The organism is Mycobacterium sp. OAE908 (assembly GCF_017872775.1).
Lineage (GTDB): Bacteria > Actinomycetota > Actinomycetes > Mycobacteriales > Mycobacteriaceae > Mycobacterium.
Genome location: NZ_JAGGJL010000001.1, coordinates 3,778,773 through 3,796,673, shown reverse-complemented (window position 1 = coordinate 3,796,673; position 17,901 = coordinate 3,778,773). Strand labels below are relative to the sequence as shown.

General features: G+C 65.1%; 18 protein-coding genes, 1 other RNA gene and 2 pseudogenes. 6 read left to right on the top strand and 15 right to left on the bottom strand.

Going from position 1 to position 17,901, the window contains the following annotated elements; translation table 11 throughout:
* Positions 1-8 precede the first annotated feature (8 nt).
* Complete coding sequence (locus tag J3E61_RS18700; protein ID WP_192721542.1) at positions 9-854, top strand: mycofactocin-coupled SDR family oxidoreductase; 846 nt, start codon at positions 9-11, stop codon at positions 852-854.
* An 82-nt stretch (positions 855-936) separates the two neighbouring features.
* On the opposite strand, the gene J3E61_RS18695 is transcribed toward J3E61_RS18700, so the two are convergent.
* Both J3E61_RS18695 and J3E61_RS18690 read right to left on the bottom strand, forming a co-directional pair.
* The gene (locus J3E61_RS18695; RefSeq protein WP_192721543.1) at positions 937-1,257 is read right to left on the bottom strand and encodes a hypothetical protein; all 321 of its coding nucleotides are present in this window, start codon (positions 1,255-1,257) and stop codon (positions 937-939) included.
* Positions 1,258-1,466: 209 nt separating this feature from the next.
* Positions 1,467-2,363: pseudogene (locus J3E61_RS18690) on the bottom strand (alpha/beta fold hydrolase); the annotation flags it as partial.
* Between the two features lie 74 nt (positions 2,364-2,437).
* Here J3E61_RS18690 and J3E61_RS18685 point away from each other — a divergent pair.
* The gene (locus tag J3E61_RS18685) at positions 2,438-2,971 is read left to right on the top strand and encodes a nuclear transport factor 2 family protein (protein WP_192722420.1); all 534 of its coding nucleotides are present in this window, start codon (positions 2,438-2,440) and stop codon (positions 2,969-2,971) included.
* A 12-nt stretch (positions 2,972-2,983) separates the two neighbouring features.
* Here J3E61_RS18685 and J3E61_RS18680 read toward each other — a convergent pair whose 3' ends face one another.
* The 5 genes and pseudogenes from J3E61_RS18680 to J3E61_RS18660 all read right to left on the bottom strand — a co-directional run bounded on the left by J3E61_RS18680 (position 2,984) and on the right by J3E61_RS18660 (position 7,362).
* Entirely contained in the window at positions 2,984-3,304 is a 321-nt protein-coding gene (locus J3E61_RS18680) for a DUF732 domain-containing protein (protein ID WP_192721544.1), read from the bottom strand.
* A gap of 58 nt (positions 3,305-3,362) precedes the next feature.
* Positions 3,363-4,937, bottom strand: a pseudogene (locus J3E61_RS18675) (adenylate/guanylate cyclase domain-containing protein).
* Between the two features lie 148 nt (positions 4,938-5,085).
* Positions 5,086-5,811 (bottom strand): DUF4189 domain-containing protein, encoded by a 726-nt coding sequence (locus J3E61_RS18670; RefSeq protein ID WP_210084529.1) that lies wholly within the window; start codon positions 5,809-5,811, stop codon positions 5,086-5,088.
* 269 nt (positions 5,812-6,080) lie between these two features.
* Positions 6,081-6,449: a transfer-messenger RNA gene (gene ssrA / locus J3E61_RS18665) on the bottom strand.
* Between the two features lie 79 nt (positions 6,450-6,528).
* Entirely contained in the window at positions 6,529-7,362 is an 834-nt protein-coding gene (locus tag J3E61_RS18660) for a maleylpyruvate isomerase family mycothiol-dependent enzyme (RefSeq protein ID WP_210084528.1), read from the bottom strand.
* A 136-nt stretch (positions 7,363-7,498) separates the two neighbouring features.
* Between J3E61_RS18660 and J3E61_RS18655 the strand changes: the two genes are divergently transcribed.
* Positions 7,499-7,999, top strand: coding sequence for a DUF427 domain-containing protein (locus tag J3E61_RS18655; RefSeq protein ID WP_210085615.1), 501 nt, complete (start codon positions 7,499-7,501; stop codon positions 7,997-7,999).
* Positions 8,000-8,225: 226 nt separating this feature from the next.
* On the opposite strand, the gene J3E61_RS18650 is transcribed toward J3E61_RS18655, so the two are convergent.
* From J3E61_RS18650 to prfB, 7 genes are read right to left on the bottom strand one after another with little or no spacing between them, the layout of a single operon-like run.
* Positions 8,226-9,050 (bottom strand): EamA family transporter, encoded by an 825-nt coding sequence (locus J3E61_RS18650; RefSeq protein ID WP_192722423.1) that lies wholly within the window; start codon positions 9,048-9,050, stop codon positions 8,226-8,228.
* Positions 9,051-9,076: 26 nt separating this feature from the next.
* Positions 9,077-9,571 (bottom strand): SsrA-binding protein SmpB, encoded by a 495-nt coding sequence (smpB, locus tag J3E61_RS18645; RefSeq protein ID WP_192721547.1) that lies wholly within the window; start codon positions 9,569-9,571, stop codon positions 9,077-9,079.
* 2 nt (positions 9,572-9,573) lie between these two features.
* Complete coding sequence (ftsX, locus tag J3E61_RS18640; RefSeq protein ID WP_192721548.1) at positions 9,574-10,467, bottom strand: permease-like cell division protein FtsX; 894 nt, start codon at positions 10,465-10,467, stop codon at positions 9,574-9,576.
* Positions 10,468-11,157, bottom strand: a complete 690-nt coding sequence (gene ftsE / locus J3E61_RS18635) for a cell division ATP-binding protein FtsE (protein WP_192722424.1) — start codon at positions 11,155-11,157, stop codon at positions 10,468-10,470.
* A 46-nt stretch (positions 11,158-11,203) separates the two neighbouring features.
* Positions 11,204-11,656, bottom strand: coding sequence for a hypothetical protein (locus J3E61_RS18630; protein WP_192721549.1), 453 nt, complete (start codon positions 11,654-11,656; stop codon positions 11,204-11,206).
* Complete coding sequence (locus tag J3E61_RS18625) at positions 11,653-12,633, bottom strand: mechanosensitive ion channel (RefSeq protein WP_192721550.1); 981 nt, start codon at positions 12,631-12,633, stop codon at positions 11,653-11,655. Before J3E61_RS18625 ends, J3E61_RS18630 begins: the two co-directional genes overlap by 4 nt.
* Positions 12,623-13,738 (bottom strand): peptide chain release factor 2, encoded by a 1,116-nt coding sequence (gene prfB, locus J3E61_RS18620; RefSeq protein ID WP_210084527.1) that lies wholly within the window; start codon positions 13,736-13,738, stop codon positions 12,623-12,625. Before prfB ends, J3E61_RS18625 begins: the two co-directional genes overlap by 11 nt.
* A 101-nt stretch (positions 13,739-13,839) precedes the next feature.
* Between prfB and J3E61_RS18615 the strand changes: the two genes are divergently transcribed.
* Positions 13,840-15,204, top strand: coding sequence for an FAD-dependent oxidoreductase (locus J3E61_RS18615; protein ID WP_192721552.1), 1,365 nt, complete (start codon positions 13,840-13,842; stop codon positions 15,202-15,204).
* A gap of 92 nt (positions 15,205-15,296) precedes the next feature.
* Here J3E61_RS18615 and J3E61_RS18610 read toward each other — a convergent pair whose 3' ends face one another.
* Positions 15,297-15,608 carry a hypothetical protein gene (locus tag J3E61_RS18610; RefSeq protein ID WP_192721553.1) on the bottom strand — a complete coding sequence of 104 codons (312 nt, stop codon included), beginning with the start codon at positions 15,606-15,608 and terminating at the stop codon, positions 15,297-15,299.
* A 23-nt stretch (positions 15,609-15,631) separates the two neighbouring features.
* Between J3E61_RS18610 and hisN the strand changes: the two genes are divergently transcribed.
* Together hisN and J3E61_RS18600 are read left to right on the top strand one after the other, a co-directional pair.
* Positions 15,632-16,420 carry a histidinol-phosphatase gene (gene hisN / locus J3E61_RS18605; RefSeq protein ID WP_210084526.1) on the top strand — a complete coding sequence of 263 codons (789 nt, stop codon included), beginning with the start codon at positions 15,632-15,634 and terminating at the stop codon, positions 16,418-16,420.
* 102 nt (positions 16,421-16,522) lie between these two features.
* Positions 16,523-17,899: an acyl-CoA/acyl-ACP dehydrogenase gene (locus tag J3E61_RS18600; protein WP_210084525.1), complete on the top strand. Its 1,377-nt coding sequence runs from the start codon at positions 16,523-16,525 to the stop codon at positions 17,897-17,899.
* The last annotated feature ends 2 nt before the right edge of the window (positions 17,900-17,901 follow it).

Here is a 17,901-nt window from a genome sequence, read left to right as displayed (position 1 = left end):
AGGCAACGATGTCGAACACGGTTGGCAGGGTGGCCGGCAAGGTCGCGTTCATCACCGGAGCGGCGCGCGGACAGGGCCGCGAACACGCGGTGCGGCTCGCAGAGGAAGGCGCCGACATCATTGCCGTCGACGTGTGCGACGACATCGACGCCGCCGGATATCCCGGCGCGACGGAGGCAGACCTCGACGAGACCGCGGCGCTGGTGGAGAAGCTGGACAGGCGCATCGTCACCGCGAAGGCTGACGTCAGGGACCTGGAGGGACTGCGCGCGGCGCTACAGCAGGGCGTAGAGGAGTTGGGCCGCCCCGATGTGGTCATCGCCAACGCGGGTATCAGCGGCAACCCCACTCCCGCCGCCTTGATCGACGAGTCCGCTTGGCAGACAACGCTCGACATCAATTTGACCGGCGTCATGCACACGGTCAAGGTGGCCTTGCCACACATGTCCGACGGCCGCGGCGGGTCGATCATCCTGGTGAGCTCAATGCTCGGATTGCGGGGCGGAGGCTATATGGCCGGCTACGCATCGGCCAAGCACGCCGTGGTCGGCCTGATGCACTCGCTCGCCAATGAGCTTGCGCCGCAGTGGATCAGAGTGAACTCGATTCATCCCGGCAACATTCTGACGCCGATGCTCGACAACGACCACTTCCGTCGCACCGTGCGACCGGACCTCGCAGAGCCGACCATGGCCGATGCGACACAGGTGATCGGGCACTTTCATATGTTGCCGAAACCGATAATCGAGGCCCGAGCGGTGAGCAATGCCGTCCTTTTCCTTGCCTCCGACGAATCGCAGTACATCACCGGAGCGGCGCTGCCGGTCGACGCCGGCGCCGTTGCGAAGTTCTGAACGACAGTGAGGGGCTGCTGGCTGCGCAACCCCTCACTGGTATCACATGCCGGAACCGGCCAGGCGCGAAAGCCGTTGCGTGTCAATGAATGTATTGCTCGATCTCTTCGAAGACCGTGATGGTGACCATCACATCCAGTGGCGAATCCGTGTCGACGTGGAGCAGGAACTCCACGCCGCCTCCGCCGCCTTCGTCTCCGTGTACGCCGACATTCGAGACCCAGATGGGCGCTGCGCCCAGTAGCGGTCGAATGTCCTCGAGGCCGCCGAAACCCCCTGGCCATTCGAACTGCGCGGCGGTGATGACGACCGCCGACTTCTTGTCGATCGCGCCGGCCAAGTTGACGTTCTGGCGCACGACACCTTTCTGGTTGTCGTAGAAGATACGGAATGAACGGGCCATGTCAGAGTCCTCTCAAGTTGTTGCGTTTTCAGACGAATCAAGCCTGCGCGGCTGACGGGCCGCTGCCACGCGTAGGGGAGTACTCGACTCACCGAGCTCGATTACTCGAATCACTGAGGCTGCGAGAGGCTCGCCTAGTTCGGCGGCGTTTCCTGTCGGCCTGGGCTTGTCGCCGCGGCGGCGGCCTCAGGCGTTTCCGGCGTTGTCCGGCCGATGAATTCGAGGCTGGCGTTGATGGCGGGGCGGTGCCGCAGAATGCGGTAGTGCGCCAGGCGGCCCAGTCCGCGGGTGGTCACCAGCGTCGATCCGGGCCATACGTCGACGAGTTTCTCGCTCATGTCGTAGGGACTGTCGGGATCATCGGGGTCGTGGACCACCAGAAGAGGCGGCGGATCGTCGAGAGTCGCGGCCACCCGGCTGATGTCGGTGTCGACCAACGGCATACCTATCCGTCGGTCGAGCCGGCGATGCAGGCCACCGAGGATCCGCGGTCCGAAGCCATGGCGATCGGCGAAAACGTCCAGGTACCAAGCGAAGTCGCCCATCGGCGCGAGAAATACCAGACGTTCGGCCTGAGCGCCGCGCGACACCGCGAGAGCGGCAGCCTTGGCGCCGAGGGAATGCCCCACGATCGCGCGCGCAGGCCCATGCGCGCGCACGAATGCCCTCACCGCTTCGGCACACTCGACGATCGTCGTCCGTCCCGGCGCGAGATCACCAGGTTCGGACTCGTTGTGGCTGGGCAAATCGAACGCGATGACACGGTGTCCCGCTTCGACGAGTGGTTTGACGAAGACACCGAGATGCGCACGGCATCCGCCCCAGCCGTGCACGAGATACACCGCAGGACCGTCGCCCCAGGACTCCCCCGCGATCCGGTGGCCCGACCAGCTCGCCTCGACAGGTTCGCTCGCAGGCACGCCTGGCGGCATGCGCAAGCTCGCGTCAACCGCCGGCGGCGTGCACCACAACTCGACAGCCCACCTCGACCCGAGCGCGGGCGCGAAGCGCTCGAGCAGCCCGAGCGCGCGCCGAACCCGTGGCTCGACAGGCGGCTCGATGCCAGATCCCGCTTCATTCCCGGGCGTTGCGGATTCGCCGACCATGCGGCCAGATCTTACCGGTGAGTAAGTTCAATTCCGCCGACGGGTCGGTCCGGCTGTGCTGCTTGACTGTCGTGATGACCGCGTCTGAGTCCCTGCTGCAGGAGATGCTCGATGAGTTTGCGCTGCGCAAGCTCGTCCATACCTACTGCCGCGCGGTCGACCGCGGCGACTTCGCGACCCTGCAAGAGCTCTACCACCGGGAGGCGGTGGACGCCCACGGCCAGATTTCGTCGGGGTCCGTCGACGAGTTCCTCAAGACGCTGGAAGCCTCGCGCCCGCACATCCGGTCGATGCAACACAATGTCACCACCGTGAACTTCGTCATCGACGGCAACCGTGCCGAGGGCGAGATCTACACGATCGCAACGCACACTTTCGGGGCGGGCGATAGGGACGTCGATGTGATCGTCGGTGGGCGCTATCTCGACAAGTACGAAAAGCGGGACGACGTCTGGAAAATCATCGAGCGGACGATCGTGACCGACTGGGCACACCTGAACGATCCGTCGTCGGTCGATCTGAGCCACCCGATTACCCGCGGCACCCTCCAGGGCAGCCCTGGTGCCGATGATCCGTCACACCAATTCTTTTCGCTTTTTACCCGCTGATCTGCCGAACCCTCAGGTCGGGCAGTAAGCAGTCTTCGCAATGGCGACCAGGCGGACCACCAGGTCGGGCTGTACGCCGGGCTTCTGGCGAAGGATCTGTTGTGACACCGCCAGCGACGAATTCCCATGCGTGAGTTGCCTGCAGATCGCACGCCCGATCTGAATCATGTCGCTGTCTCCGGTGGGACAGGCGAAAGGCCCTTGGCCACAACCCAATCCGCTGGCATTGATCAAACCGAGGTAGTTGTCGTCGTTAGCATCGGCGCCTGCCGTTCCTGCCAACGCCAACGACGCGGCTGCCGCGACGACGATCGATACGAACACGCCTTTCACACCAACAACATAGTTGGCCTTCTCACGCTCGGCCAGGTGGCGGGCCGAGAGGGCAAGTTCAAGCGTCGAGCGCGCTGACTGGCGTAGGTGCTGGGCCGCGGCCGGTGGCCGGAGCGAGGCGAGCCATTCCGCGCAAGATCCACGGTGTGCGCCTGGCCATCGCGGCCACGGCGCGGTCTGAGCGGCGCATCGCGGTGCGAGCGCTGGGGGTCGGAGTTGACACCAACTCGGCCTCGGCCGATCCCACCGGAGGCCCGTTGCGATCGACCGCCAGTAATTTCCAGGTGCCGGGCACCCCACGCAGTTCCAGAGTGCCGCGGTCCTCGAAGCCCGTGCCCGAGCCAACGACCAGGTCACGAACTGTGCGGGAGACGAGGATCTCCCCGGCGCCGGCCTGCTCGAGAATTCGCGCCGCGATGTGTACTGCGATTCCGCCGATCTTGTTGTCGAGCAGTTCGCACTCGCCGGTGTGAATGCCCGCACGGATCTCGACACCGAGTCTCTCGGCGTCAGCATGCAACGCTTCGGCGCAGCGGATCGCATGCGTCGGGCCGTCGAACGTCATGAGATGTTCGTCGCCGGTGGCCTCGACCACGGAGCCGCCGAACTGTTCGGTCAGCGCTGCCGTCGTCTCACGAAAGCGGAGCAGCACCGCACGCCACCGTTCGTCTCCGGCGTTCGCGGCGCGTTGCGTGGAGCCGACGATGTCGGTGAACAACACGGTGCGCAGGGCGCGACGCATCGGCGACGGCGCGGTATGGCTGCCGGTGAGGAACTCCTCGACTTCGGTCAGGACCTTGTCGGGATCGGCGAGCCAGGGCGCGTGGTCGCTGCCCTCGACTTCTAGCATCCGCGCACCGGGGATGTGGTCGGCGATGTAACGGCCACACTGCACCGGAACGACCTCGTCGCGCGCATGGATGATCAGGGTCGGCACGCTGATCGTCGGCAGGATCGGGCGCACATCCATCCGGAACATCGCTTCCATTGCCGCACGCGCCATCCCGGGGCTGGCGCTCATTCGCTCCACCATTGCCAGCAGGCGTATCGAGCGCACCGACGGCAGCAGGCCCTTGGCCGCCTCGCCACTGCCCCACGTCGAGACGGCGGCGCGGCACCAATCCTGCCAGCGGACCAGTTGCTGCATCGAGGGCGTGTAATCCGCACCCAGCTCGGGCAGAAGGCGTGCCCGCACCTCGGCCGGCTCACAGTCCAAGTCATCCCAGCCATCGGCGAATGCCTACGCGGAGGTGCCGGTGAGAATCAATGCCCGGGTTCGCTCCGGTCGTGTTGCAGCGAAGAAGATGGAGGCCGGGCCGCCCTCACTCGCCCCGAAGAGGACCGCCTTTTCGAAGCCGACGGTGTCCATCACAGATTCGATCTCGGCCGCTCGATCATCGAGCGTGGGAATTTGCGGCACCGGGTCCGACAGTCCCGCGCCGGCCTTATCGAACAAAAGGATGCGACAGAACGTGGAGAGCCGCTCGAAGAAGGCCACGAATTCAGGCATCGTCCAATACAGCTCGATGTGGCTGGCGAAGGATCCACCGACGACGAGCTCGATCGGCCCCTCGCCGAACACTTGGTATGCCAGGCTGAGATCGCCGCAGGTAGCGTACGCAGTTTCTGGCATGACATGAGCGTAATTGACGGGCGTGCTGGCACTCTCGACTTTGACATAGCCGCAACGTGAAAGGTGTTGACGGCAACAACAGAAAACCCGATACCGCCCGGACCGTCACATGACGGCCCGGGCGGATCGGGTTAAGGGCGACTGCGGATCAGAAGTATGTCGTCGCCGTCGTGCTGGTGCCGTTGTCACAGGTGATCGTGACGGTCCAGTTCCGGAACTGCGGGACGGCCGGAACAATCCTCAGGTCGTACGAGGAGTTGGCCGCCAGCGCGAAGCTGCGGTTCACGTTGTCCGTCGCGTAGGTGCACTGCGACGGCACTCCGCTGCGGTCGGTGATGTGAGCCTGAAGACCACCCAGGATCGTCTTGAACGAGACCGTCGGCCCCAGCTTGGGCGCGGGGGGTTGCGGCGGATCGATCGGCGGCGGCGGCGGAGTCGTGGATCCGTTCGAGCAACCCGACACGATGACCTTCGCGCCCGTCTGGTTCTGCAGCATGCCCAGAGCGGCGCTCGAGGCGGCGGCAACAGTCGAGCCTTTCGCCCCGACCTCTTCGCCGTAGTTGTTCGAGGCGGCCGCTGCGCACTCATTTGTGCCGATGACGACGGTGACGCAGTGGCTGCCACCGTTGTTGACACAGTTGGTGAGCGCACCCTGAGCGGCGGCATCCTGGGTGCCGGCGATCGATGAGCCTCCGGCCATCGTGACTGGCGGGTTCTCGTTGATGTACCCGAGTGCCAGTGCGACGTACTGGTCTGCTGCATTCGCGGGTGCGGCGGTGCCGACCAAGCCGGCGACGGTCGCGGCCGCAGCCAGCAGGATGGCGGCGTTGGTCCGGCCTCGCCGGCTCGGACAGACCTTGTTGGTGATTGTCATGATTTCTCCTGTAGGTAGTCGCTCCCCGGTCGTGAGGCGCGGGTTGGTCGAGTGGCCCTTCGGTGCGGGGTTGGTATGCGTATTGGCCGAATCTTCGGCCCTACTCGGCTGTTTCCCGCTGCTCCAATAGTCGTGCTCAGCGAACGCCCTGGTAATGGCCGGACAGCCAGAATCCCCTGGCTCAGGGGGAGGGTTTCCTATCCGCCGGGTAAGGATCCCGCGGACAAAAAAGAAACAGGCCAGGCCTTTCGGCCTGACCTGTCTTTCTCTTGTGGAGCTGCCGGGAATCGAACCCGGGTCCTACGGCATTCCCTCGAGGCTTCTCCGTGCGCAGTTCGCTATGTCTCTACTCGGATCTCCTGATCACGCGAACAAGTCAGGATGACGATCCCAGTCGCTGTTTGATTTCCCGATGCGTTCCGCGACCGAACTCATCGGTTGATCCCTCTAGACGACGCCAGGGTCCGGGTCGAGGGCGTTCCCGGTCTGACGGACCAGCTATCGCTTAGGCAGCGAGAGCGTAGTCAGCGCGATTTGTATCGGCGCTTAATTGGTTGCAACGACGCTTACGGTGGTCTCTTGCCTGCACCGGCACGCTTCCCTTGATTCGATGCGCGAAGTCGAAACCGTTCAGCCCCTCGCATCCCCGCCGACGTTCGGCAGGACATCTCATTCTACCGGGCGGTACAACAAAGGCCAGCGAGTAAATAATCCCAGCTAGATCACGAATTTGAGGTGCTCGACGATCCGCCGTCCAACCGCTTCGTCGCCGCTGTAGGTGACCGCGTCGTGGTCGACGGCTTGCCGACCGCCCGCCAACCGGGTGAACAGCAGGCCATCGAGCGTGATCGTCGCCGTCGGCTCCTGACCGCCGAAGTCGTCGACCACCTTGGCCCTGCCGTCGACGGCGACGTTGATCGTCCGGGCCAGCGGCCCGGTCAGGACGATGGCCACCCGCGATCCCTCCGGTGCACCGCCGAGCTTGCCGACGACGAACCCCATGCTCGCCGTCATCTCGTCGAGGGCCAGCCGCGACGCCCGTCCGGTGGAGTCCGCGGCAGGTTGACCAAGCGCATCGCGAATGTCCTGCAGATGCATCCAGCAGTCGAAGTCGCGCACCCGCATGAACCGGCCGTATGTGTCGGGACCGGCGGGCGTCAGGATGACCTCGTTCCAGTCGGACTCGCTCATTGCCGTCAACTGCTCGCGGCGCTTGGCAGTCGTGCTGCGAAAACGGTCGAGCAGGTCGGCTGGGCTGCTGCCGCGGAACTTGAGAATCCACCGCTCGTTCAGCACGCCGATGTCATTGCAGACGTGTTCGAGCGTCGAGATGTCGATGTCGACATCCGGCGTCGCAACACCCTGCAGCATCGACTCCGCGCCGATCAGGTGGGCCGTCACATCGTGGACGGTCCAGCCCGGCAGCGGGGTCTGAGCCTGCCACTGCTCGTCGTCCAGATCGGCGAGCACCCCGTCGATCTCGTCCCACACGGCGAACAGGCCGGCAAGTACATCGGATTTGTCGAGGGTTGTCACGGGGCGCGGGCTCACCTGGCCGAACGTAGCGGTCGCGACGCACCCGCGCGCATGGATTGCGTCACTACCATCCGAACCCCACGCCGCGACGAATCCCCTTCGAACGACGATGCGGCAAAAAGGCGAAATGGACGTGAGGAGAGAGATTGCGATGGCCCTGATGCCGAAGCCGGAGCCCGCCGAGGCCGGCCAGGAGTCGGTGTGGGATTACCCGCGGCCGCCACGCGTGGAAGAGTTCGTCGGCTCGATCACGATCGAGCTGGGTGACCAGCCCATCGCTATCGCCGCTCGCGCCTGGCGAGTGCTGGAGACAAGTCACCCACCCACCTACTACCTGCCGCCGGCCAGTTTCGCCGAAGACGCGTTGCGGCCCGCCACAGGCTCGTCGTGGTGTGAATGGAAGGGCCACGCCAACTACTACGACCTGGTGACCCCGGCGAAGACTGCGCCACGCGCTGCGTGGAGCTACGCGAATCCGTCGCCCGCATTTCGCGTCATCGCCGGCGCCGTCGCCGTGATGGCCGCGCTCGTCGATCGGTGCACGGTCAACGGCGAGCAGGTGATCCCGCAACCGGGCGGCTTCTACGGTGGCTGGATCACGAGCCGGGTGGTGGGCCCGTTCAAAGGAGTAGCCGGCTCAGAGGGATGGTGAGGGTCCCCCCGTGCTCAAGAGTCGTCGGTTAGCAGTCGATAAACGACGTATGCCGCGAACCACGTGATGACAAGGGTGATTAGAACCAGCAGCACCTCGTAGAAGAGGGTCATACGTCCGATGCTAGGCCGCTCGCGGCTGGCGAGCGTGCGCGAAATGCTCGCCAAACGCGGCGTGTCGACGTGCAGACGCGCACGCTCGCGGTAGTTGGCGCTCGCGGGGCTGGTCAGCCGGTGGCGATCATCGCGACGGCCCCGAGTGCCAACACCATCCCGGCCGCCTGCCAGCGCGTCACTCGTTCGCGCAGCACCACGATCGCCAACAGCACCGTCGCGGCGGGGTACAGCGACATCAGCACGCCGGCCAGCGACAGATAGGAGGCGTGCAGAGCCAGCAACATCGCGACGTTGGCACCCGCATCGAGCAGCGCCGCTAACACCGCGAGCCGAAGTGGCGTTCCGCTCGGCGGCCGCAGGTTTGCGCTCACTGCGGCGATGATCAAGACCAGCACGCTGGCCGATAAGCGAGCGAAGACCAGCGGCCACAGCTTGGCAGCCACCGGCGCCTGATGAATCAGCACGAAGTTCAGCCCGAATGCGATGCCAGACCCGACCGTCATCCACGCCACCTTGGCCGTGAACTTGTGCGGCGTGACGTCCTTGTCCGTTGTCTCCCGCGAGACCAACACCACCGCCACCAAAGCCAGCACCACTCCGACCGCGGCGACAGGACTCGGCCGCTCCCCCAGCACCAACCCGGCGCCGACGGGGATGCCCGCCACCAGAATCGCCGTCAGCGGCGACACCATCGAGATCGGGCCCGAACCGAGCGCCGCGTAAAACCACCAGATGCCGAACGCCTGGGAGACACCGCACAGCGCACCCCAGAACACCGCCCGCTGGTCGATCTCTCCGCCGACGAGAGAGGCCAGGACGGTCAGCACCACCAGCGCGATCGGATAGGACACCAGTACGACGCGCAGCGCCGCCACTCGCCGCGACGCCAGACCGCCGATGAAATCGCTGATGCCGTAACCGAACGCCGACAACAGCGCGAGGACTGGGCCTGCTAAGCCCGTCAGCTCATGCCCTTGGCACGCCGACCCAACTCGCGCGTCACTTCACGCTGTGCGTCGCGTCGCGCCATGTCTTGGCGCTTGTCGTGCGCCTGCTTACCGCGGGCCAACGCAAGTTCGACCTTCACCTTGCCCTCGGAAAAGTACAGCGACAGCGGCACCAGCGTCAGGTTGCCGTCCCTGATCTTGCCGACCAGGTTGTCAATCTGCTTGCGGTGCAACAGAAGTTTGCGGTTGCGCCGCGGCGGGTGGTTGGTCCAGCTGCCGTGGTGATACTCGGGGATGTGTAGATTGCGCAGCCAGATCTCGCCGTCGTCGACGGTGGCGAACGCATCGGCCAGCGAGGCCTGGCCGTCGCGCAGGCTCTTCACCTCGGTACCCACTAACTGGATGCCCGCTTCGTAGGTATCGAGGATCGAATAGTTGTGCCGCGCTTTGCGATTCGTCGCGACAACTCTGTTGTTGCTTGACCTCGTCGGGTCGGCTTTCTTTGCCATGGCTATCTTCGGACGTAGAGCCGTAGCGTGACGTAGCCGGTGACGCCTGCCATCGCCACGCCGACGAACAGCAAGATCGGAGCGATATAGAGGATGTCAGCGTAGTCGATCCTGGCGATCAGATTCGCTTGATAAAACTGGTTGAGCGCATTCTCCAGGAACATTGCGCGAACAACGACCAGGCCGATGATCGAAATGACCACGCCGATGAACGCCGCCAGCATCGCCTCGACCAGGAACGGCAACTGCGTGTACCACCGGCTGGCACCAACCAGTCGCATGATGCCGATCTCGGTGCGACGGGTGTACGCCGCGACTTGAACCATGTTGGCTATCAACAGGATTGCGCCGACCGCCTGCACTAGCGCCACCGCGAAGGCGGCGTTGGACAGCCCATCGAGCACCGCGAACAAGCGGTCGATCAAGTCCTTTTGGTTCAGCACATTGAGCACCCCCGGCTGGCCGACCATCGCCTTGTCGAAGTCCTTGTGCTGTTCGGGGTTGTCGAGCTTGACGATGAACGACGCCGGGAACGCCTCTTTGCCCGCGACGTCCTTGTATTGCGGGAACTTCTTGATCGCATCGTTGTAGGCGTCGTCGCGATTCAAGAACCGCACCGACTTCACGTCGTCGCGACCTTCGATCTTGGCGCGCAGGGCCTTACACGCGTCGCCGTCGCATGTGGGGTCGTTCGCGGAGACGTCGTTGGTCAAGAAGACCTGGCTTTCGACCCGATCCAGGTAGATCTTGCGGGAGTTGTCCGCCAGGCGCACCACCAGCAGCCCGCCGCCGAACAGGCCGATGGAGATCGCCGTGGTCAGGATCATCGCAATCGTCATGGTGACGTTGCGACGAAAGCCGGTCAGTACTTCATTTATCAGGAAGCCGAAGCGCACTTAGCGGTCCATTCCGTAGACGCCGCGCTGCTCGTCTCTGATGAGCCTGCCGAGCTCCAGTTCGACGACGCGCTGACGCATCGAGTCAACGATGTGGTGGTCATGTGTGGCCATCAGCACCGTGGTCCCGGTGCGGTTGATCCGCTCGAGCAGATCCATGATGTCTTTACTGGTCTCCGGATCGAGATTTCCGGTCGGCTCGTCGGCCAACAGCACCAGCGGACGGTTGACGAATGCGCGGGCGATGGCCACGCGCTGCTGCTCGCCGCCCGACAGCTCACCGGGCAGCCGATTGGCCTTGCCGGACAGCCCGACCATCTCCAACACATCGGGCACCACCCGGTTGATCACCTCGGAACGCTTGCCGATAACTTCCAGCGCGAACGCGACGTTCTCGAAGACCGACTTCTGCTGCAGCAGCCGGAAGTCCTGGAACACGCAGCCGATCACCTGGCGCAGGCCGGGGATGTGGCGGTCGCGAAGCTTGTTGACGTGGAATTTGGACACCCGGATGTCACCGGCCGACGGATGCTCCTCGGCCAGCAGCAGCCGCATGAACGTCGACTTGCCCGAGCCCGACGGCCCGATCAGGAAGACGAATTCACCCTTGTCGATCTTGAGTGACACGTTGTCGAGCGCCGGCCTGGCCGACGACTTGTACTGCTTTGACACGTGGTCGAGGGTGATCATCACGGCTCGCCAGTGTAGCGGTGGCGCGAGCGAAGGCCGCTCAACGTCAGCTCGGCGCAGCCGGCGTGGTCGGCGTCGGTCCCAGGCCTGCCGCAGGCGGTGTCGTCGGCGTGAGGGTGGGCGGCAGCGTGACGGTCTGTGGCCCCAACGGACCGGGGATGACGGTCGTCGTCGGCGTGGACGATGTCGGCGACGTCGGGCTGGTGGTCTCCCCGGGTGACGTCGTCGTGGTCTCGGTCGGGCTGGTGGTGGTGGTTGTCGTGGTCGTGGTGGTGGTGGGCTCGGGTTCCTTCGGCCGCCGCACGTTGGTCCGGGGCACCCACGTGTAGTTCGGGTCGGGCACGAAGCCGGGCGGGACGACCGCGGTCGGCGGCGCTTCGGTGCGCGCAGGCCCCGGCTCGAAGTTGTGATACACCCAGAACAGCGCAAGGAACACGACGATCAGCACGATCGTCGAGACCCGCATCCGCCCGAGCCGGGCGGTGAACCACGACCTCATGTCTGCTTCTGCTCCGGCGGGGCCTGCGATTCTTCGGCGCCGCCCGCGGTCGCAGGATGCACGATGGCCTCGACCATCGGGGTGTGACCGTCGGCCGGCGTCACGACGCCTGCGCGGCGCAGTGCGCGGACCACCAACACCCGGATGCGGCGGCCCACCTCGAACTGCTTACCGGGCAGCGTGCGCGCCACCATGCGCAGGTTCACGGTGTCCAACTCGATGCTCTCCACACCCATCAGCTGGGGCGCATCCAGGAGCAGCGCGTTGAGGCTGGGTTCTTCCATCGCCTTCTCGGCTACCCCGTGCAGCACGTCGTTCACCAAATTGAGGTCCGCCGACGTCGGCACCGGGATGTCGATGACCGCGCGAGCCCAGTCCTTCGAGAGGTTGACGGTCTTCACGATCTGGCCGTTCGGGATCGTGTACATCTCACCCTCGGTGGAGCGCAGCTTGGTGACGCGCAGCGTCACGTCCTCGACCGTGCCCTCGGCGGGCGAGTTGATGCCTGCCACCGTCAGGGAGACCAGGTCACCGAAGCCGTACTGCTTCTCGGTGATGATGAAGAAGCCCGAGAGCAGGTCCTGCACCAGTCGCTGCGCGCCGAAACCGAGCGCGGCGCCGAGCACTGCGGCAGGTGCGACGAGCGAGCCGACCGGAATCGCCAGAATCGTGGTGACCTGCACCGTCACGATGACGAACAGCAGCGCGACCGATACCCAGGAAATGACCGAAGCCACGGCTTGCCGATGCTTGGCACTCTCGGTGCGCACCAGCTGGTCGCTCTCCTGGTACTCGGCGTCGATACGGCGCACGATGCGGTTGGCCAACCAGTTGATGAACCGGGCCGCGAGCAGACCGCCGATCAGATAGAGCGCAATCGGCACACCGCGCAGAAGCAGCCATTCGCCGATGCTGCCGGCCCAAAAGCCATGCCAACGGTCGGCGAAACTCATTGCTAATTCGGTGCTATTCGTCATCTCGTCTGTTGCGCCACCGGATTCCCGCTTCGAGGAACCCGTCGATGTCTCCGTCCAGTACTGCCGCTGGATTGCCGACTTCGTAGTCGGTGCGCAGGTCCTTCACCATCTGGTACGGATGCAATACGTAGGAGCGCATCTGGTTTCCCCACGAACTGCCGCCGTCGCCCTTCAACGCATCCAGCTCAGCACGTTCTTCTAAACGCTTGCGTTCCAACAACTTTGCCTGAAGCACTCGCATCGCAGAAACTTTGTTCTGCAGCTGCGACTTTTCGTTCTGGCAAGTCACCACGATACCGGTCGGGATGTGCGTGAGTCGAACCGCCGAGTCAGTGGTGTTCACCGACTGGCCGCCAGGTCCGCTGGAGCGGTACACGTCAACGCGCACATCGCTTTCCGGAATGTCGATGTGGTCGGTGGTCTCGGTGACCGGCAGCACCTCGACTTCGGCGAACGATGTCTGGCGGCGGCCCTGGTTGTCGAACGGGCTGATGCGCACCAGCCGATGGGTGCCCTGCTCCACCGACAACGTCCCGTACGCGTACGGCGCGTGCACGGCGAACGTCGCGCTTTTGATCCCCGCCTCTTCGGCGTAGGACGTGTCGAACACCTCGACCGGATACTTGTGCGCCTCCGCCCAGCGGATGTACATCCGCATCAACATCTCGGCCCAGTCGGCGGCGTCGACGCCGCCTGCGCCTGAGCGGATGTTGACCAGCGCCTCGCGCGCGTCGTACTCACCGGACAGCAGCGTGCGCACTTCCATCGCCTCGATGTCCTCGCGCAGCTTCTTGAGCTCGGCATCGGCTTCGACCAGCGCCTTGTCGCCTTCTGCGCCTGCTTCCTCGGTGGCCAGCTCGTACATGACGGGCAGGTCGTCGAGGCGCTGCCGGAGTTCTTCGACCCGGCGCAGCTCACCCTGGGTATGCGACAACTCGCTGGTGACCTTCTGAGCGCGGGCTTGGTCGTCCCACAGCTTCGGGTCGGACGCCTCGTGCTCGAGCTTTTCGATTCGACCGCGCAGCCCGTCGACATCGAGCACCCTCTCCACCGTGGTCAAGGTGGAGTCGAGGGCAGCGATGTCGGCTTGACGGTCAGGATCCACGGGAGTTCAGGGTACCGGCGGTTTAAAGTCGGACTGGTAACCAGCCTGGCCACGACGCGACAGCCCCTTGCGCGTGGCTCGGCAGCGACAGAAAGCTGTATATGCGCCCATATCACGTCGCGATCGTCGGCTCAGGGCCTTCGGGCTACTTTGCCGCTGCCTCGCTTCTGAAGTTCGCTGACGCCAACGAGGATGCCGACGTGCGCGTCGACATGCTGGAGATGCTGCCGACCCCGTGGGGTCTGGTTCGGTCGGGTGTGGCGCCCGACCATCCGAAGATCAAGTCGATCAGCGCCCAGTTCGACAAGACGGCGCTCGATCCGCGGTTCCGGTTCTTCGGCAACATCGTGGTCGGCGAGCATGTGCAGACCTCCGAACTGGCCGAGCGCTACGACGCGGTGATATACGCGGTCGGCGCGCAGTCCGACCGGGCACTGGGCATTCCCGGCGAGGAACTGCCCGGCAGCGTCGCCGCGGTCGACTTCGTCGGCTGGTACAACGCGCACCCACACTTCGAGGAGATGGCGCCCGACGTGTCGAGCGGTCGCGCAGTCGTGGTGGGCAACGGGAACGTCGCACTGGACGTGGCGCGAATCCTCGTCACCGATCCCGACGTGCTGGCGAGCACCGACATCGCCGATCATGCGTTGCAGTCGCTGCACGACCGCGGCGTCGAAGAGGTGCTCATCGTCGGGCGGCGCGGGCCGCTGCAGGCCCCGTTCACGACGTTGGAACTACGCGAGCTCGGTGACCTGGAAGGCCTAGGCGACGTCGACGTGATCGTCGACCCGGCCGACCTCGCCGACATCTCCGACGCGGACGTCGAGGCCGCGGGTAAGACCGTCCGCAACAACATCAAGGTGCTGCGCGGCTATGCCGAACGCGAGCCTCGCGGCGCCAAGCGTCGCATCGTGTTCCGGTTCCGCACCTCGCCGATCGAGATCAAGGGTGACGGGCGCGTCGAATCAATCGTGTTGGGGCGCAACGAACTTGTCGACGAGGACGGTCGCATCACTGCCAAGGACACCGGTCAGCGCGAGGAGGTGCCAGCGCAGTTGGTGGTACGCGCGGTCGGTTACCGCGGCGTGCCGACGCCGGGCCTGCCGTTCGATGAGCGCAGCGGCACCATCCCGCATGCCGACGGCCGGATCGAGGGCAGCCGCAACGAGTACGTCGTCGGTTGGATCAAGCGCGGTCCCACCGGCGTGATCGGCAGCAATAAGAAGGACTCGCAGGAGACCGTCGACACGCTGCTGTCGGACTTGGCAGGCGCGGAGCTCGCCGAGGTCGACGCGGATTACCCGGACACCTTGGTGGAGTGGCTGCTGTCGCGGCAGCCCAAGTTGATCACCGACGACCACTGGAAGCTGATCGACGAGTACGAGCGCTCAGCGGGCGAACCCCATGGCCGCCCGCGCGTCAAGCTGACCAGCGTCGCGGACCTGCTGCGCATCGGCCACGGCTAGCCCTTTTCGCGCGAACGTGGGTTACCCGCACACAATCGGCGCCGAAGGTGTGCATCAAGGCCACACTCGGCGGGGTGAGCTACGCCGTCGCGTTACGCGAACGTCCATCGGTCGGGGTTGTTCGGCGCATACATCACCGGGAACAGCTGGCCCATGCTCGGCCAGTCGTTGACGTCGATCGCGAGTTGTTGGTAGACGACGTGCTCGTCGACCGTGGGGCCGTTGATCACGCCGGTGATCGTGACGAACTGTTCGCCGGTGGCGTCCGGTTTCGGGCTGACGCCGGTGACCACCAGGTTGCCGTGCACCCAGTCCCCGCCTGCGCCGCGACGCCGCATGATCCAGGGTCCGGCGAGCGCGGCCAAGGCCCCGATGAGCACGATGATGATCACGAACTCCAACACAGGGCCATGGTAGGACTGCTGCCATGACCACGATCCAGGATGACGTCGAACTCGCGTTGCGGCTGGCCGACCACGCCGATGCGTTGACGATGGAACGCTTCGGCGCACTGGATCTGCATATCGACACCAAACCCGACCTGACTCCGGTCACCGACGCGGACCGCTCGGTCGAAGGCGCGGTGCGCGACACGCTGTCGGCGGAGCGGCCCGACGATGCGGTGCTCGGTGAGGAGTTCGGCGGCACAGCGGTTTTCACCGGACGCCAGTGGGTGATCGACCCGATCGACGGCACCAAGAACTTCGTGCGCGGGGTCCCAGTGTGGGCGACGTTGATCGCGCTGCTGCACGACGGGGTTCCGATCGCAGGAGTCGCGAGTGCTCCTGCGCTGCAACGGCGTTGGTGGGCAGGCGCGGGCGAAGGCGCGTTCACGTCCTTCGCGGGCGGTGCACCGCGACGGATCGCGGTGTCGTCGGTGGCCGACGTCGAATCGGCCAGCCTGTCGTTCTCGAGTCTTTCCGGATGGGCGGAACTGGGGCGGCGCGACCGTTTCATCGAATTCACCGACATCGTCTGGCGCGTACGCGCGTACGGCGACTTCCTGTCGTACTGCCTGCTCGCCGAGGGCGCTGTCGACATCGCCGCGGAGCCCGAGGTGTCGCTGTGGGACCTCGCCGCGCTCGACATCGTCGTGCGTGAAGCGGGCGGCGCGTTCACCAGCCTGACCGGGGTGGCGGGCCCGCACGGCGGCAGCGCCGTCGCGACCAACGGGCTACTGCACGAATCGGTTCTGAACAGGCTCAACGGCGGATAGCTGTGAATTGGATAACTACTTACTCCAGAGTCAGTTCCGATACCTTACTCTGGAGTCAGTTGGGTATTCGCCCACGTCAACCAGCAAGCGAGGCAGCTGACAATGACCAACACACTGCCGTCCAAAAACCGCTCGGGAAAAGAGAGCGCCGTCGGCATGCACAAGCACAAGCGGACGGCCACCGACATCGGTTTGGCGCTGATCACGCCGATCGTCGGGCAGGAATTCCTGGACCGCTACCACCTCCGTGACCCGCTGAACCGCGGCCTGAAGTACGGCGTCAAGCAGGTGTTCTCCGCCGCCGGCGCGGCCAACCGACAGTTCAAGAGGGTCAAGGGCTCCCCCGGCGGCCCGACCCGGCTGAAGCGCAGCGGCGCCGACTACTTCGACCTGACGCCCGACGAAGAACAGCAGATGATCGTCGACACCGTCACCGAGTTCGCCGAAGAGGTGATCCGGCCTGCGGCTCATGACGCCGACGCGGCCGCGACGTATCCCGATGATCTCGTTACCAAGGCGACCGAACTCGGCATCACCGCGATCAACATTCCCGAGGACTTCGATGGCATCGCCGCGCATCGTGCCGCGGTGACCAACGTGTTGGTGGCCGAAGCGCTGGCGTACGGCGACATGGGTCTGGCGCTGCCGATCCTCGCGCCTGCCGGCGTCGCTTCCGCGCTTACCCACTGGGGCAGCGCCGATCAGCAGGCCACCTATCTCAAGGAGTTCGCGGGCGAGAACGTACCGCAGGCCTGTGTGGCGATCGCCGAACCGCACCCGCTTTTCGACCCCACCGCGCCGAAGACGACGGCGGTACGCACGCCGAGCGGCTACCGCCTCGACGGAGTGAAGTCGTTGGTGCCCGCAGCAGCGAAAGCCGAATTGCTCATTGTCGCAGCGCAACTCAATGGCAAGCCGGCACTGTTCATCGTCGAGTCCTCGGCGAAGGGAATCACGGTGACGCCGGAGCCGAGCATGGGCGTCCGTGCCGCGGCGCTCGGCCGTGTCGAGCTCGACAGTGTCACGGTGCCCTTGTCCGCTCGGCTCGGTGAGGACGGCGCCACCGACCAGGATTACTCCGAAGCCATCGCGTTGTCGCGACTCGGCTGGGCGGCTCTTGCGGTCGGGACCGCGCATGCGGTGCTCGACTACGTGGTGCCATATGTCAAGGAGCGCCAGGCCTTTGGTGAGCCCATCGCCCATCGGCAGGCGGTGGCGTTCATGTGCGCCAACATGGCGATCGAATTCGACGGGCTGCGGCTCATCACGTGGCGCGGGGCGTCGCGCGCCGACCAGGGGCTGCAGTTCGCCCGCGAAGCCGCGCTGGCGAAGCGGATGGCGACCGACAAGGGCATGCAGATCGGCCTTGACGGCGTCCAGCTCCTCGGTGGCCATGGCTACACCAAAGAACATCCGGTCGAACGCTGGTACCGCGATCTGCGTGCTATCGGTGTGGCCGAGGGCGTCGTTGTCGTTTAGCG